This is a genomic window from Pedobacter sp. Leaf41 (genome assembly GCF_001422545.1).
Lineage (GTDB): Bacteria > Bacteroidota > Bacteroidia > Sphingobacteriales > Sphingobacteriaceae > Pedobacter.
Genome location: NZ_LMLE01000009.1, coordinates 69,215 through 85,246, shown reverse-complemented (window position 1 = coordinate 85,246; position 16,032 = coordinate 69,215). Strand labels below are relative to the sequence as shown.

The following is a 16,032-nucleotide window of genomic DNA, read 5'->3' as shown; positions in this document are numbered from 1 at the left end:
ATTACTTTTTAATCCACTTTTTATAAGGAATAATCAGCACCAGGATTAAAGCTAATATACAAAGCACTTTTGCAATGATGTCGCCATTTTTGGTGTAAAATGTCAGTTCATCATTCAGGTTGATATCACCTTTTAGGGCAGTTCTTGTCCACCATTTCGTACTTTTAGTAATGTCGCCACGTTGGTTGATGAAGCAAGATATACCAGTGTTTGCCGATCGGGCTATGTCTCTGCGGTTTTCGATGGCCCGTAGTTTGGCATACATTTCGTGTTGGTCTTTTCCTGATGTATTTCCCCACCAGCCATCGTTGGTAATAATGGCAATAAACTGTGCGCCGTCTTTAACTTGTTGTCCTATCCAATCGCCCCATAGGCTTTCATAACACACTACAGGTGCGGCGCCAATGCCACTTTGTGCATATAAAACACTGGGCTTTTCTTGCCAGCCCCATCCACTAACACTTCCGCCTAGCTCAGAAAAAACGCCGTCTAAAAATGAGAATACTTTTGGAAAAGGCATTTTTTCTGCTCCTGGAACAAGTTTCGATTTATGGTAAAACTGAACATTGGCTGAATTTTCCAACTGCATTGCAGTATTAAAATTATCGTAATACCGCCCGCTAGGCTCGTCATACTTTGCAGATATTGTCTTTTTATCCGCATAAATTTTTTTGGTTTCCATTCCGGTAATTAGAGTGCCGTTTCTATACTTACTTAAAAAGTTCTGTAAAGAAATAACTTCAGGATATATCCTAATCTGGTCCTCATCGGCATAAATGGGTACAGCAGTTTCCGGCCAGATGAAATATTCGGTATTCGGTTGTGCAAGGGAATCGGATAAATGGGTTAATATCTGAATTTGCTCTGGAGGAGGAATTTCACTTAATTTCTTGTAGGGATCGATATTGGGTTGAACGACTACTACATTGCTGGGTGTACCTTGTTGCTCGACATTGAAGTATGTTACTAATGAAATTGTAGCTGGAACAATTACAACTAAAGCCCAAATACCCGCTGGTTTAAATTTCGCATATCCGGTTGAAGATCTGAATTTTTGGTAAGCTTCGAAGGCTAAAATATTGCTTAACAAAATCCATAACGAACCGCCATAAATGCCGGTATAATCATACCACTGGGCAAGCTGGTGCATACCGGCCAGGCCATTTCCTAAAGTCATCCATGGGAAAGCCAGATCCCAGGTTTGTTGTAAATATTCGAGTGCAATGTAAAATGAGATCAAGCCTAAATAGGCAATCACTTTATTGGTATATCTACTTAAGCGATAAAAAAGCCAGAAAGCGGTAGTCATTAAAAATGCTCCCAGCCCGTAAGGAATTATGGAAACTGGAATAGCAACGGCGGTGCCATTGTAGGCACTAATGGCATTATATACCCAATAAATAGACGCTGTATTCCAAATTAGAAAAGTAAGCCCCGCAGTTAAAAAAACTTTTTTGCCTTTCTTTTTTCGGTCGCTATTAAAAATCGAATCAAGCGCAATAAATAGAGGCACTAATGCAATAAGCAACAGCGGAGTTGTAAAGGGCATAGGTGGCCATGCCAGCCAAAGTAAGAAGGCGCTTAATATGGCTAAGAGATAGCTTTTTTTCATTTTTTTGAGAAATTGGGCCTAGGAAATAGATTAGTTGGTCGACTTTGTGTCTAATTCACTAATCTCCATTCCCTATTTCCTGAATTTAAAAACTATCTAAAATTGCTGCTTTTTTAGCTTCGTATTCTTCCTGAGTAATCAAGTGTTTATCATAAAGTGTTTTCAGCTTACGAAGTTTTAATGTAGTCTCATCTTCCGGCTCTTCTACTACTTCCGCAATTTGAATTGGCTCAGGTTCTGCTGTAGAGGATTCAATAGGCGTAAAATCTGCGAAAGGTTGAGGCGCTGGCTGAATAGGTGCAGCTGCCCGATCTTCTTCCAATTTCTGCTGTCTTAAAGATTCCTTATAATCCTCTAGCTGCTCATTTGCCGCTTGGTACAACTTCCTGGCCTGCGTTTTAGGTATAAACTCTGTAACAATGTTTTCGCCAGTTTGCGGCACACAAATAAATTTCGAACCAAACAATTCTTCCTTGAATGAAACCTCTTTAATGTTTTTAAGCGAAATATCTTTAAAGTTCATGGTTAGGCCTAGATTTCCTGGCTCGCAATAAAAAATGCGTTTGTTAGTTACTGCAATACTATCTGGCAACAAGTTTACAGCAGGTTTTTTTTGCACAGCGAGGTATAGAATTTCTTCGCCTGTGGTTAAAAGGTCATTAAGCTTTCCAATAACTTTTTCAACCGCTTTTGGGTCTTGTTCGTCGCTTAAAAATCTATCTATGCTAATCATAATTGTTATTTAAATTGATTGTGGTTAATTTAAGATGCTACTCTTCTTCGGCATCATCGTATTTGTCCTTGTTCTTTGCTCTTTTATCTTTACTCATATCTTTCCCTGCAATGCAAATTACGAATTCTCCTTTTAAAGTATTGTTCTCGAAATGTGATTTTATTTCTAATAATGTGCCTCTAACGGTTTCTTCGAACATTTTAGTAAGTTCTCTACTTACCGATGCCTGCCTATCCGCCCCCAAATACTGGGCAAACTCTTCCAAGGTTTTTAATAGGCGGTGTGGACTTTCATAAAGTATGATGGTTCGATCTTCTTCGGCAAGTTTTTTAAATTTTGTTTGGCGGCCCTTTTTTACGGGCAGAAACCCTTCGAAACAAAAGGCATCTGCAGGTAAGCCAGAATTTACCAAGGCAGGCACAAACGCCGTTGCACCTGGCAAGCACTCTACATCAATTTCGTTTTTTATCGCTTCGCGAACAAGAAAAAAGCCTGGGTCTGAAATAGCAGGCGTTCCAGCATCCGAGATCAATGCAATTTTTTGTCCTTCCTGTAAAAATTTGATAATCTCCGAAGTCGCCTTATGTTCGTTATGCTGGTGGTGGGAGAATACCCGTTTATCAATGCCAAAATGTTTAAGCATGGGCGCACTTGTGCGGGTATCTTCTGCTAAAATTAAATCGCACTCTTTTAAAATCCGAATTGCCCGAAAGGTCATGTCTTCCAAATTGCCAATCGGCGTAGGTACGAGGAACAGTTTGCCCATTTGATTTTAGATTTTAGATTTTCGAATAACGATTGGTTTACGGTTAACTATACTTGAAATTTTGATTTGCGGATCTAATTGACCACTGGTATAAAAATCCAAAATCGTAACTCGTAATTCGTAATTCAATCCTATCTTTGTAAAAAAATTAAATAATGCTGCAAGTTAACTATATCCGCGAAAATAGAGAGAAAGTTTTAGAACGTTTGAGTGTGCGTAACTTTAAACAACCAGAGTTGGTAGATGAAATTATCAAAATTGATGAAGATCGTCGTGCTACCCAAACCTCGCTTGATCAAATTTCCGCAGAAGCAAATGCAGCAGCCAAACAAATTGGCGATTTAATGCGTACAGGCAAAAAAGATGAAGCAGAAGCTATTAAAGCACAAACTACTTCTCATAAGGAGAATATTAAAAACCTGACAGAAAAATTAAACGAGTTGGAAACTGCCCAGTTTAATGCAGTTGTTCAGTTGCCAAATTTACCTTACCATTTAGTTCCAACGGGCTCAACTGCCGAAGAAAATGAGGTAGTTTATGAGCATGGCGCACCGGCAGAATTGCCAACCAAAGCGTTACCACATTGGGAACTGGCAGCTAAATACGATATTATCGATTTTGAATTAGGAGTTAAAATTACGGGTGCAGGTTTTCCGGTTTACAAAGGAAAAGGAGCGAGGTTACAACGTGCTTTAATTAATTTCTTTTTAGATCATGCAACTGCTGCGGGTTACAAAGAAATGCAGGTGCCTCATTTGGTAAATGCTGCATCTGGTTTTGGTACTGGTCAGTTACCCGATAAAGAAGGACAAATGTATCATTCAACTGTTGATGATTTATATCTGATTCCTACGGCCGAAGTTCCGGTTACTAATTTATACCGCGATGTAATTATTAAGGAAGAAGATTTGCCGATCAAAAATACAGCTTACACACCTTGCTTTCGTAGAGAGGCTGGTTCTTATGGGGCGCATGTTCGTGGTTTAAATCGTTTGCATCAGTTTGATAAAGTGGAGGTGGTTCAGATTACACATCCTGAAAAATCTTACGAAACACTGGAAGACATGAGCAACTATGTACAGTCTTTATTGCAGGAGCTTGGCTTACATTACCGCGTTTTGCGTTTATGTGGTGGTGATATGGGCTTCACATCAGCCATGACTTACGATATGGAAGTGTGGAGTGCAGCACAAGAGCGTTGGTTAGAAGTTTCTTCAGTATCAAACTTCGAAACCTATCAGGCTAACCGTTTAAAACTTCGTTTCAAAGGGAAAGAGGGCAAAGCGCAATTGGCACATACGTTAAATGGAAGCGCATTGGCATTACCTAGAATTGTAGCTTCAATTTTAGAAAATTATCAAACGGAAAACGGAATTAAAATTCCAGAAGCACTGGTAAAATATACAGGATTTGTTATGATTGATTAGCTTTCCACAAGTCGTCATTGCGAGGTATAAAGCAATCTCTTTTGCTGTTAGATTGCTTCGTACCTCACAATGACGGATAATAAGTAGGCATAAAAAAAAAGCTTTGCATCACTGCAAAGCTTTTCGTTTTTTATAGATAGATGTAATTGTTTTTCTGATTATAGAATCAAAATCAATAATAAGATGATGATGATAATTGCACCAACTGAAAGATAAACGCCACCAGAAACTGCACGGGCCTGACCTTTCAATTCTCTCAATTCGCTACGTAATGCCTTACGTTCTGCTCTTGTTAAATTAGATTTATCCATATCTCTAATTTCTTCAACACGAGTCTTAATTCTTTCTAACTGTGCAGATTGCTCAGCCGTTAATTCTGTAGGGTTTTTAGCAGGTTTATTAGCTGCTTGAACAGTGTTAAAGCTGATGCCTAAAGAGAAAATAAGTGCTAATGTGTAAATGAATTTTTTCATAATTTTATTTTTTTAGTGTTTCGATGTGAACGTAACAAAAAACCTACCAAAATGTTCTTGGTAGGTTTTAAAATTGGTTGTTTTAAATGTTTAAAAATGTTATAAAATCATAAAAATCACATTCACAGTAAAATTGAGCTTAATTTTTTTGAAATCGAGTTCCGGTGCGGCATCAGCCGATTCGGCCATTGCAGATTTCATCATATAATTTCTGTACACAGGTTGTATGATATTGTCTCCACCATCCTGAATTTCGAGTACGTCACCCAATTTTCCATAGAGTGCCTCAACCATATAAGCTGCTTTTTCTTTTGCGGCTAATAATGCCTTAATTTTTAAATCTTTCTTAAGGCTTTCAATTTTCGAATAATCGTAGCTTTCAATATTGGTATTGGCAATTCCTTTTGGATCAATAGCCTCTAAAATGGAGTCGAATCTATTAAGGTCACTTACTTTTAAACGATATTGTTTGCTCGCTAAAAAGTCAGGATTTTTCTTTTTCTCCGTAGCATAATTCCAGCTGCTCAGGTTGCTAATGGTCAAATTTTCCTTTGCAATTCCTGCTTTCTGTACAGCAGCAAAAAGTTGTTTCTCCAATTCAGTAATGTCTACTTTCTTTTTTCCGTTCAAATATTCCTTCAATGAAATTCCAATGTAAATGATGTCTGGAGTAACCTCTGTTTCAGAAGTTCCGCTTACGCTAATTTTCCTACGTAAATCTGTTTGCTGAGCCATTGCCGATGAAAGGCCTAAAAATGCAACTAGTGCAACTGCTATTAACTTTTTCATAATCTTTAGTGTTTTTAATTGTAATGAAGCTTGCATAAGCTTTCTTTATTTAGCTTTTGTTTGCTTATGCAGGTTTCATAATTCTATTTTTCTTTGTGTGTGTTGTTATGATGTGCCTTATGTACAAATTCCACACCGAGATTTATTTTAATAAAATATTTTCAAAATGTAAGGCAGCACTGATCGGAAAAACCAGCCCCGTTATTCGTTACAAGTCCTCTTCCAATGAATTATTGGAATGCGGGCTTTCCACTACTACTGCCTGCCTGCCGCAGTCAAGGGTTCATTGAAGGAAATTTGTGCTGATCGCAATCCGTTTGATTTTTAATTTGTCAGTAAAAACCCACAAAACATTTGCTCTGTAACGGCACTGTCTCATTTTTAAACAATTCATGGTATAAAGCAAATTAACGTTAAATTTGCAGTTCATTAAAAGTTTATAGTGAAGAAATTAATCATCGGAACACGCGGTAGCGAACTTGCATTATGGCAGGCTAATCACATTCAAAGTGAGTTAGCAACAATCGGTATTGAAGCAGAAATTAAGGTTATTAAAACGCAGGGCGATAAAATCCTAAATTTACGTCTCGATAAATTAGAGGGCAAAGGCTTTTTTACCAAAGAACTGGAAGAAGAACTTTTGGGCGGAACTATCGATTTGGCGGTACATTGCCTTAAAGATTTACCAACCAACCATCCTGCTGGCTTAACCATTGCTGCAATTCCGCCACGGGAAGAAGCAACCGAATATCTTTTGATTTTAAAAGACTGTGTTGATGTTTCTCAAAAATTGTCTCTGAAAAAGGGCGCAATGGTTGGTACTTCATCAAATAGAAGAAAAGCCCAACTTTTGGGTTTACGCTCTGATTTGGAAATCGAAGATTTACGTGGAAACGTTCCAACCCGCATTCAGAAGCTTAGAGATGAAGATTATGATGCGATTATGCTGGCGAAAGCAGGTATTAAACGGCTGGGCTTGGATGTAAGCGAATTTCACGTAGAAGAATTGGAACCAACAGAGTTTGTTCCTGCTCCTGCTCAGGGCGCTTTGGCCATTCAAATCAGGGAGAATGATACTGAACTTTTCGATGCACTTCAAAAATTACATGATCCCGCGACAGCAGAAGAAGTTGGTGTAGAGCGGAAAGTGCTTAATATTTTTGAAGGCGGCTGCCACATGCCTTTGGGTTGCTATTGCAAAAAAGAAGATGGAGCCTTCGAAGTGTGGACTTCAAAAGCGGAAACAGCCGATGATTTTCCTGAGCGTTTGTTCTTACGTTCTGAAACAACAGATGGTTTAGCAGAGAAAATCGTGGCTAAATTTTCAAAAGAAAGAAAAAAGCCTACAAAGGTTTTCATCTCCCGTGAAATTGGTGAGCACAGTTATTTCCGCAAAGCTTTAGAAAGCAATAATATAGAAATTGAAGGTCGTTCGTTAATCCGTACGTTTCCTATTGTAACTGTTTTAGACCAGTTTATATTAAAAAATATCGATTGGATTTTCTTCAGTAGTAGAAATAGTGTGGAATATTTCTTCAATTTAAAACCGCAATTACCAAAGAAAACACAGTTTGGTGTAGTGGGAAGAGGCTCGGAAGATGCTTTGCGCAAGTTTAATCATTTTGCAGATTTCGTTGGCACAAGCGGCGATATTTCTGAAGTTGCAGAAGATTTTGCGAAACTGGTTTCCGGAAAAAATGTTTTATTTCCAAGGGCGCAGGATTCTTTACAATCTATTCAGAAATCTTTACCTGCTGATTCAAAAATTATCGACTTGCCAATATATGAAACGGTAATCGAAGAAAATATTGATCAGAGTTATGCTGATGTTTTAATTTTTACCAGTCCTTCAAATGTAGATGCTTATTTCGCAGATAATTTATTGGAACCTGGCCAACAGGTTATCGCAATTGGTAATTCTACAGGCAAGAAGTTTGACGAAATGGGCGTAAAATATGCTTTGCCTTATTCGCCCGATGAAATTGGATTGGCGGAAGCAGTTTTTGGAATAGAAATTAAATAGAGGTTGAGAATTTAAAGGTTTAAGGTAGAGGGTTTGGATGCAAAGAGACTAAAGCCTCGCAATGACGACCGTAAAAACTAAAAGCGCTCGGAATAATACAATACTCAAGTCTTAATACCAGCCTAAGCGGCAGGCGAGCTTGATTCTAAATACTAATACACTCGCTAAGGCCTCCTCTCCGGGGAGGTTTGGTGAGGCTTTAATACTAATAAAATGTTACATCGTCCGAGAAGATTAAGGAAAAACCCGTTGGTTAGAGAGATGGTAGCCGAAACTCGACTATCGAAAGATATGTTTGTGTACCCGTATTTTGTGGTTCCAGGAACAAATGTGACACATGCAATTGATGCCATGCCGGGTGTTAACCATTATTCGGTTGATACTTTGGTTAAGGATGTAGAATCGGGAATGAAAAAAGGCTTGAATAAAATCATGCTCTTTGGCGTAGGCGACGAAAAATCTGCTGACGCAAAATCAGCCTATCACGATCATTCACTGGTTCCAACTGCGGTTCGCGAGTTAAAGAAACAATTTGGTGAAGATTTATATGTAGTCACCGATGTTTGCGTTTGTTCTTATACCACTCACGGTCACTGTGGAATTATGGAGAACGATTACGTTCAAAATGATAAAACGGTTGATGTGATTGCAAAAATGGCTTTAACGCATGCGCAAGCGGGAGCGGATATGTTTGCGCCTTCGGATATGATGGATGGCAGAATTGAAGCGATGCGTAATTTGTTAGATGAAAATGGTTTTGTAAATGCCGCCATTATGAGTCATGCTACAAAATTTGCATCCGCCTATTATGGTCCATTTAGGGAAGCTGCAGATTGTGCGCCAAGCAAAGGTGATAGAAAAGCTTACCAAATGGATTTCAGAAATCCTCTGGAAGCTTTGCGTGAAGCACAACTAGACGAGCAGGAGGGAGCGGATGTTTTGATGGTAAAACCAGGTTTGGCTTATCTGGATGTTATTCAGCGCTTGAAACAAGATACAAACTTGCCAATTGCTGTTTACAATGTTTCAGGAGAATATTCGATGGTGAAAGCAGCTGCAGAACGCGGATGGATTGATGAGCAAAAAGTAGTAATGGAAACCATGCACGCTTTTGCCAGAGCAGGTGCAAGTATTATAACCACTTACCACATTAAAGATATTTTAAATAACGATTGGATGTAGATAAGCTGAAAGCTAAAAGCCGAAAGACCAAAGCCATTTTTAAGCGCTTTACTTTTCGCTCTAGTCTTTCAGCTTTTAGCTTAATAGAAATGTTAGATTCATTAAAGAAAATGTTTTCAGGCAACGAGGCCGATATTCCAGTAAATACCGGAAGTAAGCCTGATATTTCAAGAGTAAAATCTGCGGAGTTGTATGAGAAATCAAAAACTTATTTCCCCGGGGGTGTAAACTCGCCGGTTAGGGCATTTAAGTCGGTATACGGAACGCCACTTTTTATAGAAAAAGGTGATGGTTGCTATATTTGGGATGCCGATGGAAATCAGTTTATTGATTTCTGCGGAAGTTGGGGACCATTAATCTTGGGACACAACAATTCTAAAATTCGTGAGAAAGTTACTGAGGTAATGCAAAACGGAATGAGTTTCGGGGCGCCAACAGCTTTGGAAAACGAACTTGCGGAATTGATTATCAAAAACAATCGTTTTGTAGAAAAAATCCGTTTTACAAGTTCTGGTACCGAAGCGGTGATGTCGGCCATTCGTTTAGCTAGAGGTTATACCGGAAGAGATAAAATTCTAAAGTTCGAAGGTTGTTATCACGGCCATAGCGATTCACTTTTGGTAAAAGCAGGTTCGGGTTTGGTTACTTTTGGCGAAACTTCTTCTGCTGGTGTACCAAAATCTTTTGCTGAAGAAACAATTGTAATCCCTTTAAATGATAAGATTGCAATTGAGCAAGCTTTTGCGCAGTTTAAAGATCAGATTGCTGCGGTAATTATTGAGGGCATTCCTGCCAATAATGGCTTAATTATGCAGGATGAAGAATACATTCATTCCCTCCGCAAAATTTGTACTGAGAATAATTCGCTTTTAATTTTTGATGAAGTAATTACTGGTTTTAGAGTTGGCTTTGAAGGTGCTGCAGCTTATTATGGCATCACACCTGATATTGTCACTTATGGTAAAATCATCGGTGGTGGTTTGCCGGTAGGGATGTATGGTGCATCTGCTGAAATCATGAGTCATATTTCTCCAGATGGGGGCGTTTATCAGGCCGGTACTTTGTCTGGCAATCCAGTGGCCATGGCTGCGGGAATCGCAACTTTAACGGAATTAAACAAATCTGGTTTCTACAAAGACTTAAATAACAAAACGCAAGATTTTGTAGCCAGTATTCAGCGTTTTGCGACGGCGAGAAATTATAAGTTTAAGGTGTTTACGGTAGGTTCTATCTTTTGGTTTTCTTTTACGGAGAAGGATAAAATACAGTCTGCTGATGATATTGATGCAAGTAGCATGGAGAAATTTAAAATTATGCACCGTGAACTGTTAAACCGAGGAATCTATTTAGGTCCATCGGGATATGAAGTGGGTTTTGTTTCAGCGGCACATACTAAAATCGAATTGGAGAAAGCCAAGAGAGCAATTTTTGAGGCGCTTGATTTAGTGTTTAAGAAATAGGGTTTAACCACAGAGAGTTTAATAAATTATACGTGCCTGCGGCAGGCAGGTAAGAAAATATAAGCTCACGGTGTCGTCATTGCGAGGTACGAATGAATCTTGAAGCTTCGGGTTTAAAATAGCTTTTTTTGTAGGATTGCTTCGTACCTCGCAATGACGAGTTTAGTTATAAAATTGAAGGGAACTCCCCTCCTTATTTTCAAGGAGGGGTTGGGGGTGGTTTTAAGTTTCTTGCACAAACCGAAGTTAGCTAAACCCGATTGATGTGAAAATACTTTTTTGAGCAGCAACCCTGAATAAACTGTCATGCTGAGACACGAAGCATCTGCAACCGATGAAACAGATGCTTCGTACCTCAGCATGACAGAGGTTGAAAAAAGATTGCAACAGAAAGCGGGGCTGAAATAACCGAAATGTACAGAGACTTGCTTTTCTAATAATAATTTAGCTATTTGAGAAATATCTTAAAATCCTTAAAGCCTAACAATCCTGGTAAAGACAGATGAAGAAATCCATTATCATATTTTACGCCTTATTACTTTACGCATTAATTCAACTTATTTCTTGGGGCACTTTGGTGGTGCGTTTGCAGCCAAGCCGCATGACAATGATTATGGGTGAAGGATCCGTATTTCTGTTTTTGCTTTGTATTGGTGGCTATTTCCTGCATCAATCCTTAAAACGGGAAGATAAATTGAGGGAGCAACAGCAAAATTTCCTAATGTCTATTACGCATGAGTTGAAATCGCCATTGGCCGCCATCAAACTTTCCATTCAAACCATTGTTAAAAGAGATTTAGATAAAGCCCGGCAGGTTTCTTTGTTGAATAATTCACTGAAGGATATTGAGCGTTTGGACGATTTGGTTGAAAATATGTTGCTTGCAACCAAGATTGAAAACCGTTCGTACACCTTTCCGAAGGAGGAATTTAATTTTTCGGAGTTGGTTTATAAAATTACAGATCGGCTGCAGGTGCATTCTTGTGGAAACGAACAACTCATTAATGCGCATATTCAGCCAAATTTGCAGATAATGGGTGACAAGTTTGCCTTATCGTCAGTAGTTACTAATTTAATTGAGAATGCCGTTAAATATTCTAGTCCCTGCGATGAGATAAATGTTTATTTAGATGAGGTGGAAGGGCATATTCAGTTGAGTGTAGTAGATAAAGGGCCGGGTATTTCAGATGCCGAAAAAATGTTGATATTTGATAAATTTTACCGCGTTGGTAATGAGAATGTCAGGAAAGCGAAGGGAACAGGTTTAGGCTTGTTTATTGTGAAAGAGGTTTTACAATACCATGATGCAGATATTACAGTAAAAGACAATTTGCCTCAGGGAAGTATTTTTGAAGTAACATTTAGTTAATCTCAATTATGTCACAAAAATTAAGAATTCTATTGGTAGAAGACGAGGATCACTTGTTAGATGCTATCAAATTAAACCTAGAACTTGAGGGTTATAAAGTTCATGCCGTTAAAGATGGCAAAACCGCTCTTAAAATATTTAAAGAAGAACGTTTCAATTTAATAATACTGGATGTGATGCTACCAGAAATGGATGGTTTCCAGGTTTGCGAAACAATCCGTTTAGAGAACGCAGAAGTTCCAATTATGTTTTTAACGGCTAAAAACACTTCAGAAGATCGTGTTTTAGGCTTGAAAAAAGGTGCTGACGATTATTTAGTTAAACCTTTCAACTTAGAAGAGTTGATTCTTCGTGTTGGAATTTTGGTTAAACGCAGTTTGAAATCTGATGATTTAAAAGAGTTAAATTCTTACAAAATCGGCGATAAAACCATCTATTTTAATTCGTTCGAATTGAAACATGATGATGGCACCATTACTCCATTAACTAAAAAGGAAACCATGTTGTTAAAGCTTTTAATTGAGCGTAAAAACGATGCAGTTTCTCGTGAGCAGATTTTGGAAACTGTGTGGAATTATGATGTTTATCCTTCAACAAGAACGATTGATAACTTCATTTTAACTTTCCGTAAGTATTTCGAACCAGATCAAAAAAATCCAGTTTATTTCCACTCTATTCGTGGTGTAGGTTATAAATTCACTGATAGTCATTAATGTACAATAGTTTAGGCCGGTATGTTTTAATGGCCGTTTTCTTGCTGGCTGCTTTAGTTTGTATCGTTTACGATCAATACGAGCTGGCAGCAGTGGCGGGGTTTTTATTGCTCTTTTTGATTTGGAGTCATTTCAGACATAGCTCTGTTTTAATGGCTTCCAAGTATTTTAAAAATAATGAGTTTGGAAAAGCAAAGCTGATGCTTGCTGAAGTTCCAAATCCTGAGCGATTATCAAAGAATCGTAGAGGATATTATGAATTTATGCAAGGCAATATGGCTTTGAAAGAAGAAGATTACGAAAAAGCTGAATATCATTTTCAGTTGGCCAGTCGTTTTCCTGTTGGCGGAAAAAATGAGAAATCTTATGTATTGATTCATTTGGCCAACCTCGCTTTGCGTAGAAAAGATAAAGAACGGGCAGAAGTTTATGTAGCCAAGGCCAAAGAACTTTCCGAATCATCACGCTCTAAAGATATTATCGTTAAAATTGAAAAAGAAATAAGCAAATTATAATATTCGTATTGTCATTTTGAGAAACGAGGCGCCGCTTTAGGAATAAAAAGGTTCTTCGTTTTTTTTTATTTCATACCTTTGCTCAATTAAATTTTTTATCCATGCGTCATCCTGAATCAGTTCAGGATCTCATTGCTAAGAAGATGCTGAGCTAAATTCAGTATGACAAAAAAAGGGATAGTAACTACAAATCATGAAGAATAATTTATTTTTAGACGCTGCATTTTCGAAACAAACAGAACGTCCACCGGTATGGATGATGCGTCAGGCTGGTCGATTTATGCCGCAATATTGGGAGATTAAAAACAAATACTCTTTTTTAGAGATGTGTAAAACTCCTGAGATTGCTGCCGATGTAACGATGTTGCCAGTAGATTTATTAGGAATTGATGCAGCGATTTTATTCTGTGATATTTTAGTAACGGGCGAAGCTATGGGTGGCGATTTAAGCTTTACTCAGGGCGTTGGTCCTAAGTTTGCTAATCCGGTACGCACGGCACAAGATGTTGAAAATCTCAATGTGGATTGTTTAGATGAGTTACAATATGTAGCTGATGCCATTAAAGTAATTCAGCAGCGGTTAGATGGCAATATTCCACTAATTGGTTTTGCTGGTGCCCCTTTTACGGTAATGAGTTACTTAATTGAGGGTGGGTCTTCTAAAGATTTTAAATTAACGAAGCTGTTTATACATAACCAACCAGAATTGGCGCATAAGTTGTTGGCGAAAATAGCTAAGGTAACGGCAGATTATTTGAACCTTCAAATTGCTGCAGGTGTTAATGCGGTTCAAATTTTCGATAGTTGGGCGCTTGCTTTATCATGGAACGATTATCAGGAATTTTCTCACCGTTATATCCAGGAAATTATTTCAAACTTAAATAGAAAAGATATCCCGGTGATTTCTTTCTGTAAAGGAAGTTCTGTATTTGCGCCAATGATGGCAGTAGCAAAACCTGATGTAATTTCAGTTGATTGGAATGCCGATTTATTGAATATTAAAAATGCTTTGCCACAAGGTATCGCTGTCCAGGGAAATTTAGATCCACATATTTTATATGCTGATCAATCGGTGATTAAAGCACAAATTCATAAACTGTTTGAGCGCATGCGTGGAACAGAAGGATTTATTTTCAACCTGGGTCACGGTATTATGCCAGATATTCCTTTCGACAACGTGAAATATGCGATTGATATAGTGAAAGAGTTCAGGTACTAAATCGCTTTCATTCCGTTAAGGAGACTTTGAACAGCGAGCGTAAATGGTTATATTTGATTGTACTAATTAATGTTTAGCACTGAGGTTTAGATGAAAAAGACTGAAATCATAAATACTTTGAAAGAGATGCCGGATGAGTTTTCTGCGGATGAGTTGATTGAAAGAATTTTATTACTTCAAAAAATTGATGCAGGACTAAATCAGGTAAAAGAGGGGAAGGTTTATCCAGAGGAAGAAGCTGCGCAAAAATTAGATCGATGGCTAAGATAGTTTGGACTGAAATTGCTATTGATGATTTAAATAATATTGCAAATTACCATAGTCAATACTCCGATAATTTCGCATCGGCTCTGATAAAAAGACTTTTTAACAAGCCCAAAATTTTAAAAGAAATGCCTGAATTAGGTCGGGTCGTTCCTGAAAGGGATAATGAATTTATTCGTGAACTCATCGAGGGTAATTATCGTATTATTTATTATTTCGAAAAAGAAATTGATACGGTAGAAATCATCACCATTCATCATGCTTCCCAACCATTTTTATAATCATCCTTATTAAATGATAGAAATTCTTCAGCCATATTATCAATATTTTAAAGCTGTTCATATTGTATTTGTGATTAGCTGGATGGCGGGGTTATTCTATATCTTAAGTTTGTTTATCTACCACACAGAAGCAAACGAGAAAGAGGAGCCGGAAAGAGGTATTCTGCAAAAACAATTTGTTAAAATGGAGGCTACCTTATGGAAAATTATTGCTACTCCGGCCATGATTATTTCTGTTCTGGCTGGTGCCGGGATGCTTGCGCTCAACAGTGGCCTGTTGCAAATGGATTGGATGTGGGTTAAGCTTGCTTTTGTGATCGGCCTTCTTATTTATCATTTTATCTGCCAAAATATTGTAAAGCAACTTAAAAATAATGTATTCAAAATGACTAGCTTTCAATTGCGTTTATGGCGTGAACTGGCTACGATTTTCATGATTGCGATTGTGTTTGTGGTTATTCTCAAAAGTGCAATTAACTGGATTTATGGTTTGATTGGGATCATGGGAATTGCTATGGCGATAATGATTGCTGTAAAATTGTATAAGAATTATAGGTTGAGAAGGTAGAAATTAATTTATCTTTTGTGGAATGTTCTTCGATTATACATCCATAAAATAAAAGACATGTTGAGAATATACTTTGTTGCTATACTTTGCCTAGGTTTTAAAGTTAAAAGAGCAGAAGTTAGTATAAATGTTAATAAGGACTCGCTATATAATCAGCAAGTGAAAATCTTCATCAATGATATTTACGCAGAAAAGTTAAAATCAAAAGGCTCAGTTCTAATAGAAGAACCTCAATCTCGCTATGATCTGAAATATTCGGATACTAGTTTTTTTACAAAGGAAGAGTTGTCATCAATAAAAAAACAGGTAGAAAATCCAAAAGTAGAATCTTGGCGTAATATCATTGGTACAAATATGAAGTGTATAGATAAGGATTCTCTAAATCGTATTCTTAATAAAAAGTATTTGAGGTTATATAATGGATGGGATTATTTTTACAAGTATGTTGGAAATGATATTTATAATTTTTCATCTCCAATATTTATACGAAATTATCAGTATTGCATATTTTATTCGGAAATAAATTGTGGATTCAAATGTGCTAGTGGTGAGCTTTACTTATATAGAAAAGAAAATGAAAAGGGGAAAAAGTTTAGATTACTTTATAGTTGGATAAGTTAAAATACAACTCGCTGTCG

17 protein-coding genes are annotated in these 16,032 nt (G+C 37.5%); 12 read left to right on the top strand and 5 right to left on the bottom strand.

The features are described from left to right. Position 1 precedes the first annotated feature (1 nt). From lnt to rsmI, 3 genes are all read right to left on the bottom strand, one after another. The gene (gene lnt, locus ASE92_RS15210) at positions 2–1,612 is read right to left on the bottom strand and encodes an apolipoprotein N-acyltransferase (protein WP_056850975.1); all 1,611 of its coding nucleotides are present in this window, start codon (positions 1,610–1,612) and stop codon (positions 2–4) included. A gap of 85 nt (positions 1,613–1,697) precedes the next feature. Further along, the gene (locus ASE92_RS15205) at positions 1,698–2,345 is read right to left on the bottom strand and encodes a PH domain-containing protein (protein WP_056850974.1); all 648 of its coding nucleotides are present in this window, start codon (positions 2,343–2,345) and stop codon (positions 1,698–1,700) included. Between the two features lie 37 nt (positions 2,346–2,382). Then, positions 2,383–3,111 carry a 16S rRNA (cytidine(1402)-2'-O)-methyltransferase gene (rsmI, locus tag ASE92_RS15200; RefSeq protein ID WP_056850973.1) on the bottom strand — a complete coding sequence of 243 codons (729 nt, stop codon included), beginning with the start codon at positions 3,109–3,111 and terminating at the stop codon, positions 2,383–2,385. A gap of 155 nt (positions 3,112–3,266) precedes the next feature. Between rsmI and serS the strand changes: the two genes are divergently transcribed. Continuing rightward, the gene (gene serS / locus ASE92_RS15195; protein ID WP_056850972.1) at positions 3,267–4,538 is read left to right on the top strand and encodes a serine--tRNA ligase; all 1,272 of its coding nucleotides are present in this window, start codon (positions 3,267–3,269) and stop codon (positions 4,536–4,538) included. A 158-nt stretch (positions 4,539–4,696) separates the two neighbouring features. Here the strand turns inward: serS and ASE92_RS15190 are convergent, their stop codons facing one another. Together ASE92_RS15190 and ASE92_RS15185 are read right to left on the bottom strand one after the other, a co-directional pair. Next, entirely contained in the window at positions 4,697–5,011 is a 315-nt protein-coding gene (locus tag ASE92_RS15190; RefSeq protein ID WP_056850971.1) for a hypothetical protein, read from the bottom strand. A gap of 99 nt (positions 5,012–5,110) precedes the next feature. Continuing rightward, complete coding sequence (locus ASE92_RS15185) at positions 5,111–5,800, bottom strand: SIMPL domain-containing protein (RefSeq protein WP_056850970.1); 690 nt, start codon at positions 5,798–5,800, stop codon at positions 5,111–5,113. Positions 5,801–6,242: 442 nt separating this feature from the next. Here ASE92_RS15185 and hemC point away from each other — a divergent pair, with 442 nt between their 5' ends. From hemC to ASE92_RS15130, 11 genes are all read left to right on the top strand, one after another. Further along, complete coding sequence (hemC, locus tag ASE92_RS15180; protein WP_200926431.1) at positions 6,243–7,823, top strand: hydroxymethylbilane synthase; 1,581 nt, start codon at positions 6,243–6,245, stop codon at positions 7,821–7,823. A gap of 213 nt (positions 7,824–8,036) precedes the next feature. Then, on the top strand, positions 8,037–9,005 hold the full coding sequence (gene hemB / locus ASE92_RS15175) for a porphobilinogen synthase (RefSeq protein WP_056850968.1): 969 nt from the start codon (positions 8,037–8,039) through the stop codon (positions 9,003–9,005). A gap of 89 nt (positions 9,006–9,094) precedes the next feature. Next, on the top strand, positions 9,095–10,465 hold the full coding sequence (gene hemL / locus ASE92_RS15170) for a glutamate-1-semialdehyde 2,1-aminomutase (protein WP_056851208.1): 1,371 nt from the start codon (positions 9,095–9,097) through the stop codon (positions 10,463–10,465). Between the two features lie 502 nt (positions 10,466–10,967). After that, positions 10,968–11,834: a sensor histidine kinase KdpD gene (locus ASE92_RS15165; protein WP_056850967.1), complete on the top strand. Its 867-nt coding sequence runs from the start codon at positions 10,968–10,970 to the stop codon at positions 11,832–11,834. 8 nt (positions 11,835–11,842) lie between these two features. Beyond that, positions 11,843–12,547: a response regulator transcription factor gene (locus ASE92_RS15160; RefSeq protein ID WP_025146905.1), complete on the top strand. Its 705-nt coding sequence runs from the start codon at positions 11,843–11,845 to the stop codon at positions 12,545–12,547. Beyond that, complete coding sequence (locus tag ASE92_RS15155) at positions 12,547–13,062, top strand: hypothetical protein (protein ID WP_056850966.1); 516 nt, start codon at positions 12,547–12,549, stop codon at positions 13,060–13,062. The genes ASE92_RS15160 and ASE92_RS15155 overlap by 1 nt, the downstream gene beginning before the upstream one ends. 193 nt (positions 13,063–13,255) lie before the next feature. Continuing rightward, positions 13,256–14,281: a uroporphyrinogen decarboxylase gene (gene hemE / locus ASE92_RS15150; protein WP_056850965.1), complete on the top strand. Its 1,026-nt coding sequence runs from the start codon at positions 13,256–13,258 to the stop codon at positions 14,279–14,281. A gap of 90 nt (positions 14,282–14,371) precedes the next feature. Then, positions 14,372–14,551 (top strand): hypothetical protein, encoded by a 180-nt coding sequence (locus ASE92_RS15145; RefSeq protein WP_056850964.1) that lies wholly within the window; start codon positions 14,372–14,374, stop codon positions 14,549–14,551. Beyond that, entirely contained in the window at positions 14,539–14,826 is a 288-nt protein-coding gene (locus tag ASE92_RS15140) for a type II toxin-antitoxin system RelE/ParE family toxin (protein WP_056850963.1), read from the top strand. Before ASE92_RS15145 ends, ASE92_RS15140 begins: the two co-directional genes overlap by 13 nt. Before the next feature lie 13 nt (positions 14,827–14,839). Next, positions 14,840–15,394: a CopD family protein gene (locus ASE92_RS15135; RefSeq protein ID WP_056850962.1), complete on the top strand. Its 555-nt coding sequence runs from the start codon at positions 14,840–14,842 to the stop codon at positions 15,392–15,394. Between the two features lie 57 nt (positions 15,395–15,451). Continuing rightward, on the top strand, positions 15,452–16,015 hold the full coding sequence (locus ASE92_RS15130; RefSeq protein ID WP_056850961.1) for a hypothetical protein: 564 nt from the start codon (positions 15,452–15,454) through the stop codon (positions 16,013–16,015). The last annotated feature ends 17 nt before the right edge of the window (positions 16,016–16,032 follow it).

Excerpts from the sequence above, each read along its gene's own strand:
- lnt (WP_056850975.1), bottom strand. The coding sequence starts at position 1,612 with ATGAAAAAAAGCTATCTCTTAGCCATATTAAGCGCCTTCTTACTTTGG.
- ASE92_RS15205 (WP_056850974.1), bottom strand. The coding sequence starts at position 2,345 with ATGATTAGCATAGATAGATTTTTAAGCGACGAACAAGACCCAAAAGCG.
- rsmI (WP_056850973.1), bottom strand. The coding sequence starts at position 3,111 with ATGGGCAAACTGTTCCTCGTACCTACGCCGATTGGCAATTTGGAAGAC.
- serS (WP_056850972.1), top strand. The coding sequence starts at position 3,267 with ATGCTGCAAGTTAACTATATCCGCGAAAATAGAGAGAAAGTTTTAGAA.
- ASE92_RS15190 (WP_056850971.1), bottom strand. The coding sequence starts at position 5,011 with ATGAAAAAATTCATTTACACATTAGCACTTATTTTCTCTTTAGGCATC.
- ASE92_RS15185 (WP_056850970.1), bottom strand. The coding sequence starts at position 5,800 with ATGAAAAAGTTAATAGCAGTTGCACTAGTTGCATTTTTAGGCCTTTCA.
- hemB (WP_056850968.1), top strand. The coding sequence starts at position 8,037 with ATGTTACATCGTCCGAGAAGATTAAGGAAAAACCCGTTGGTTAGAGAG.
- hemL (WP_056851208.1), top strand. The coding sequence starts at position 9,095 with ATGTTAGATTCATTAAAGAAAATGTTTTCAGGCAACGAGGCCGATATT.
- ASE92_RS15165 (WP_056850967.1), top strand. The coding sequence starts at position 10,968 with ATGAAGAAATCCATTATCATATTTTACGCCTTATTACTTTACGCATTA.
- ASE92_RS15160 (WP_025146905.1), top strand. The coding sequence starts at position 11,843 with ATGTCACAAAAATTAAGAATTCTATTGGTAGAAGACGAGGATCACTTG.
- ASE92_RS15155 (WP_056850966.1), top strand. The coding sequence starts at position 12,547 with ATGTACAATAGTTTAGGCCGGTATGTTTTAATGGCCGTTTTCTTGCTG.
- hemE (WP_056850965.1), top strand. The coding sequence starts at position 13,256 with ATGAAGAATAATTTATTTTTAGACGCTGCATTTTCGAAACAAACAGAA.
- ASE92_RS15145 (WP_056850964.1), top strand. The coding sequence starts at position 14,372 with ATGAAAAAGACTGAAATCATAAATACTTTGAAAGAGATGCCGGATGAG.
- ASE92_RS15140 (WP_056850963.1), top strand. The coding sequence starts at position 14,539 with ATGGCTAAGATAGTTTGGACTGAAATTGCTATTGATGATTTAAATAAT.
- ASE92_RS15135 (WP_056850962.1), top strand. The coding sequence starts at position 14,840 with ATGATAGAAATTCTTCAGCCATATTATCAATATTTTAAAGCTGTTCAT.
- ASE92_RS15130 (WP_056850961.1), top strand. The coding sequence starts at position 15,452 with ATGTTGAGAATATACTTTGTTGCTATACTTTGCCTAGGTTTTAAAGTT.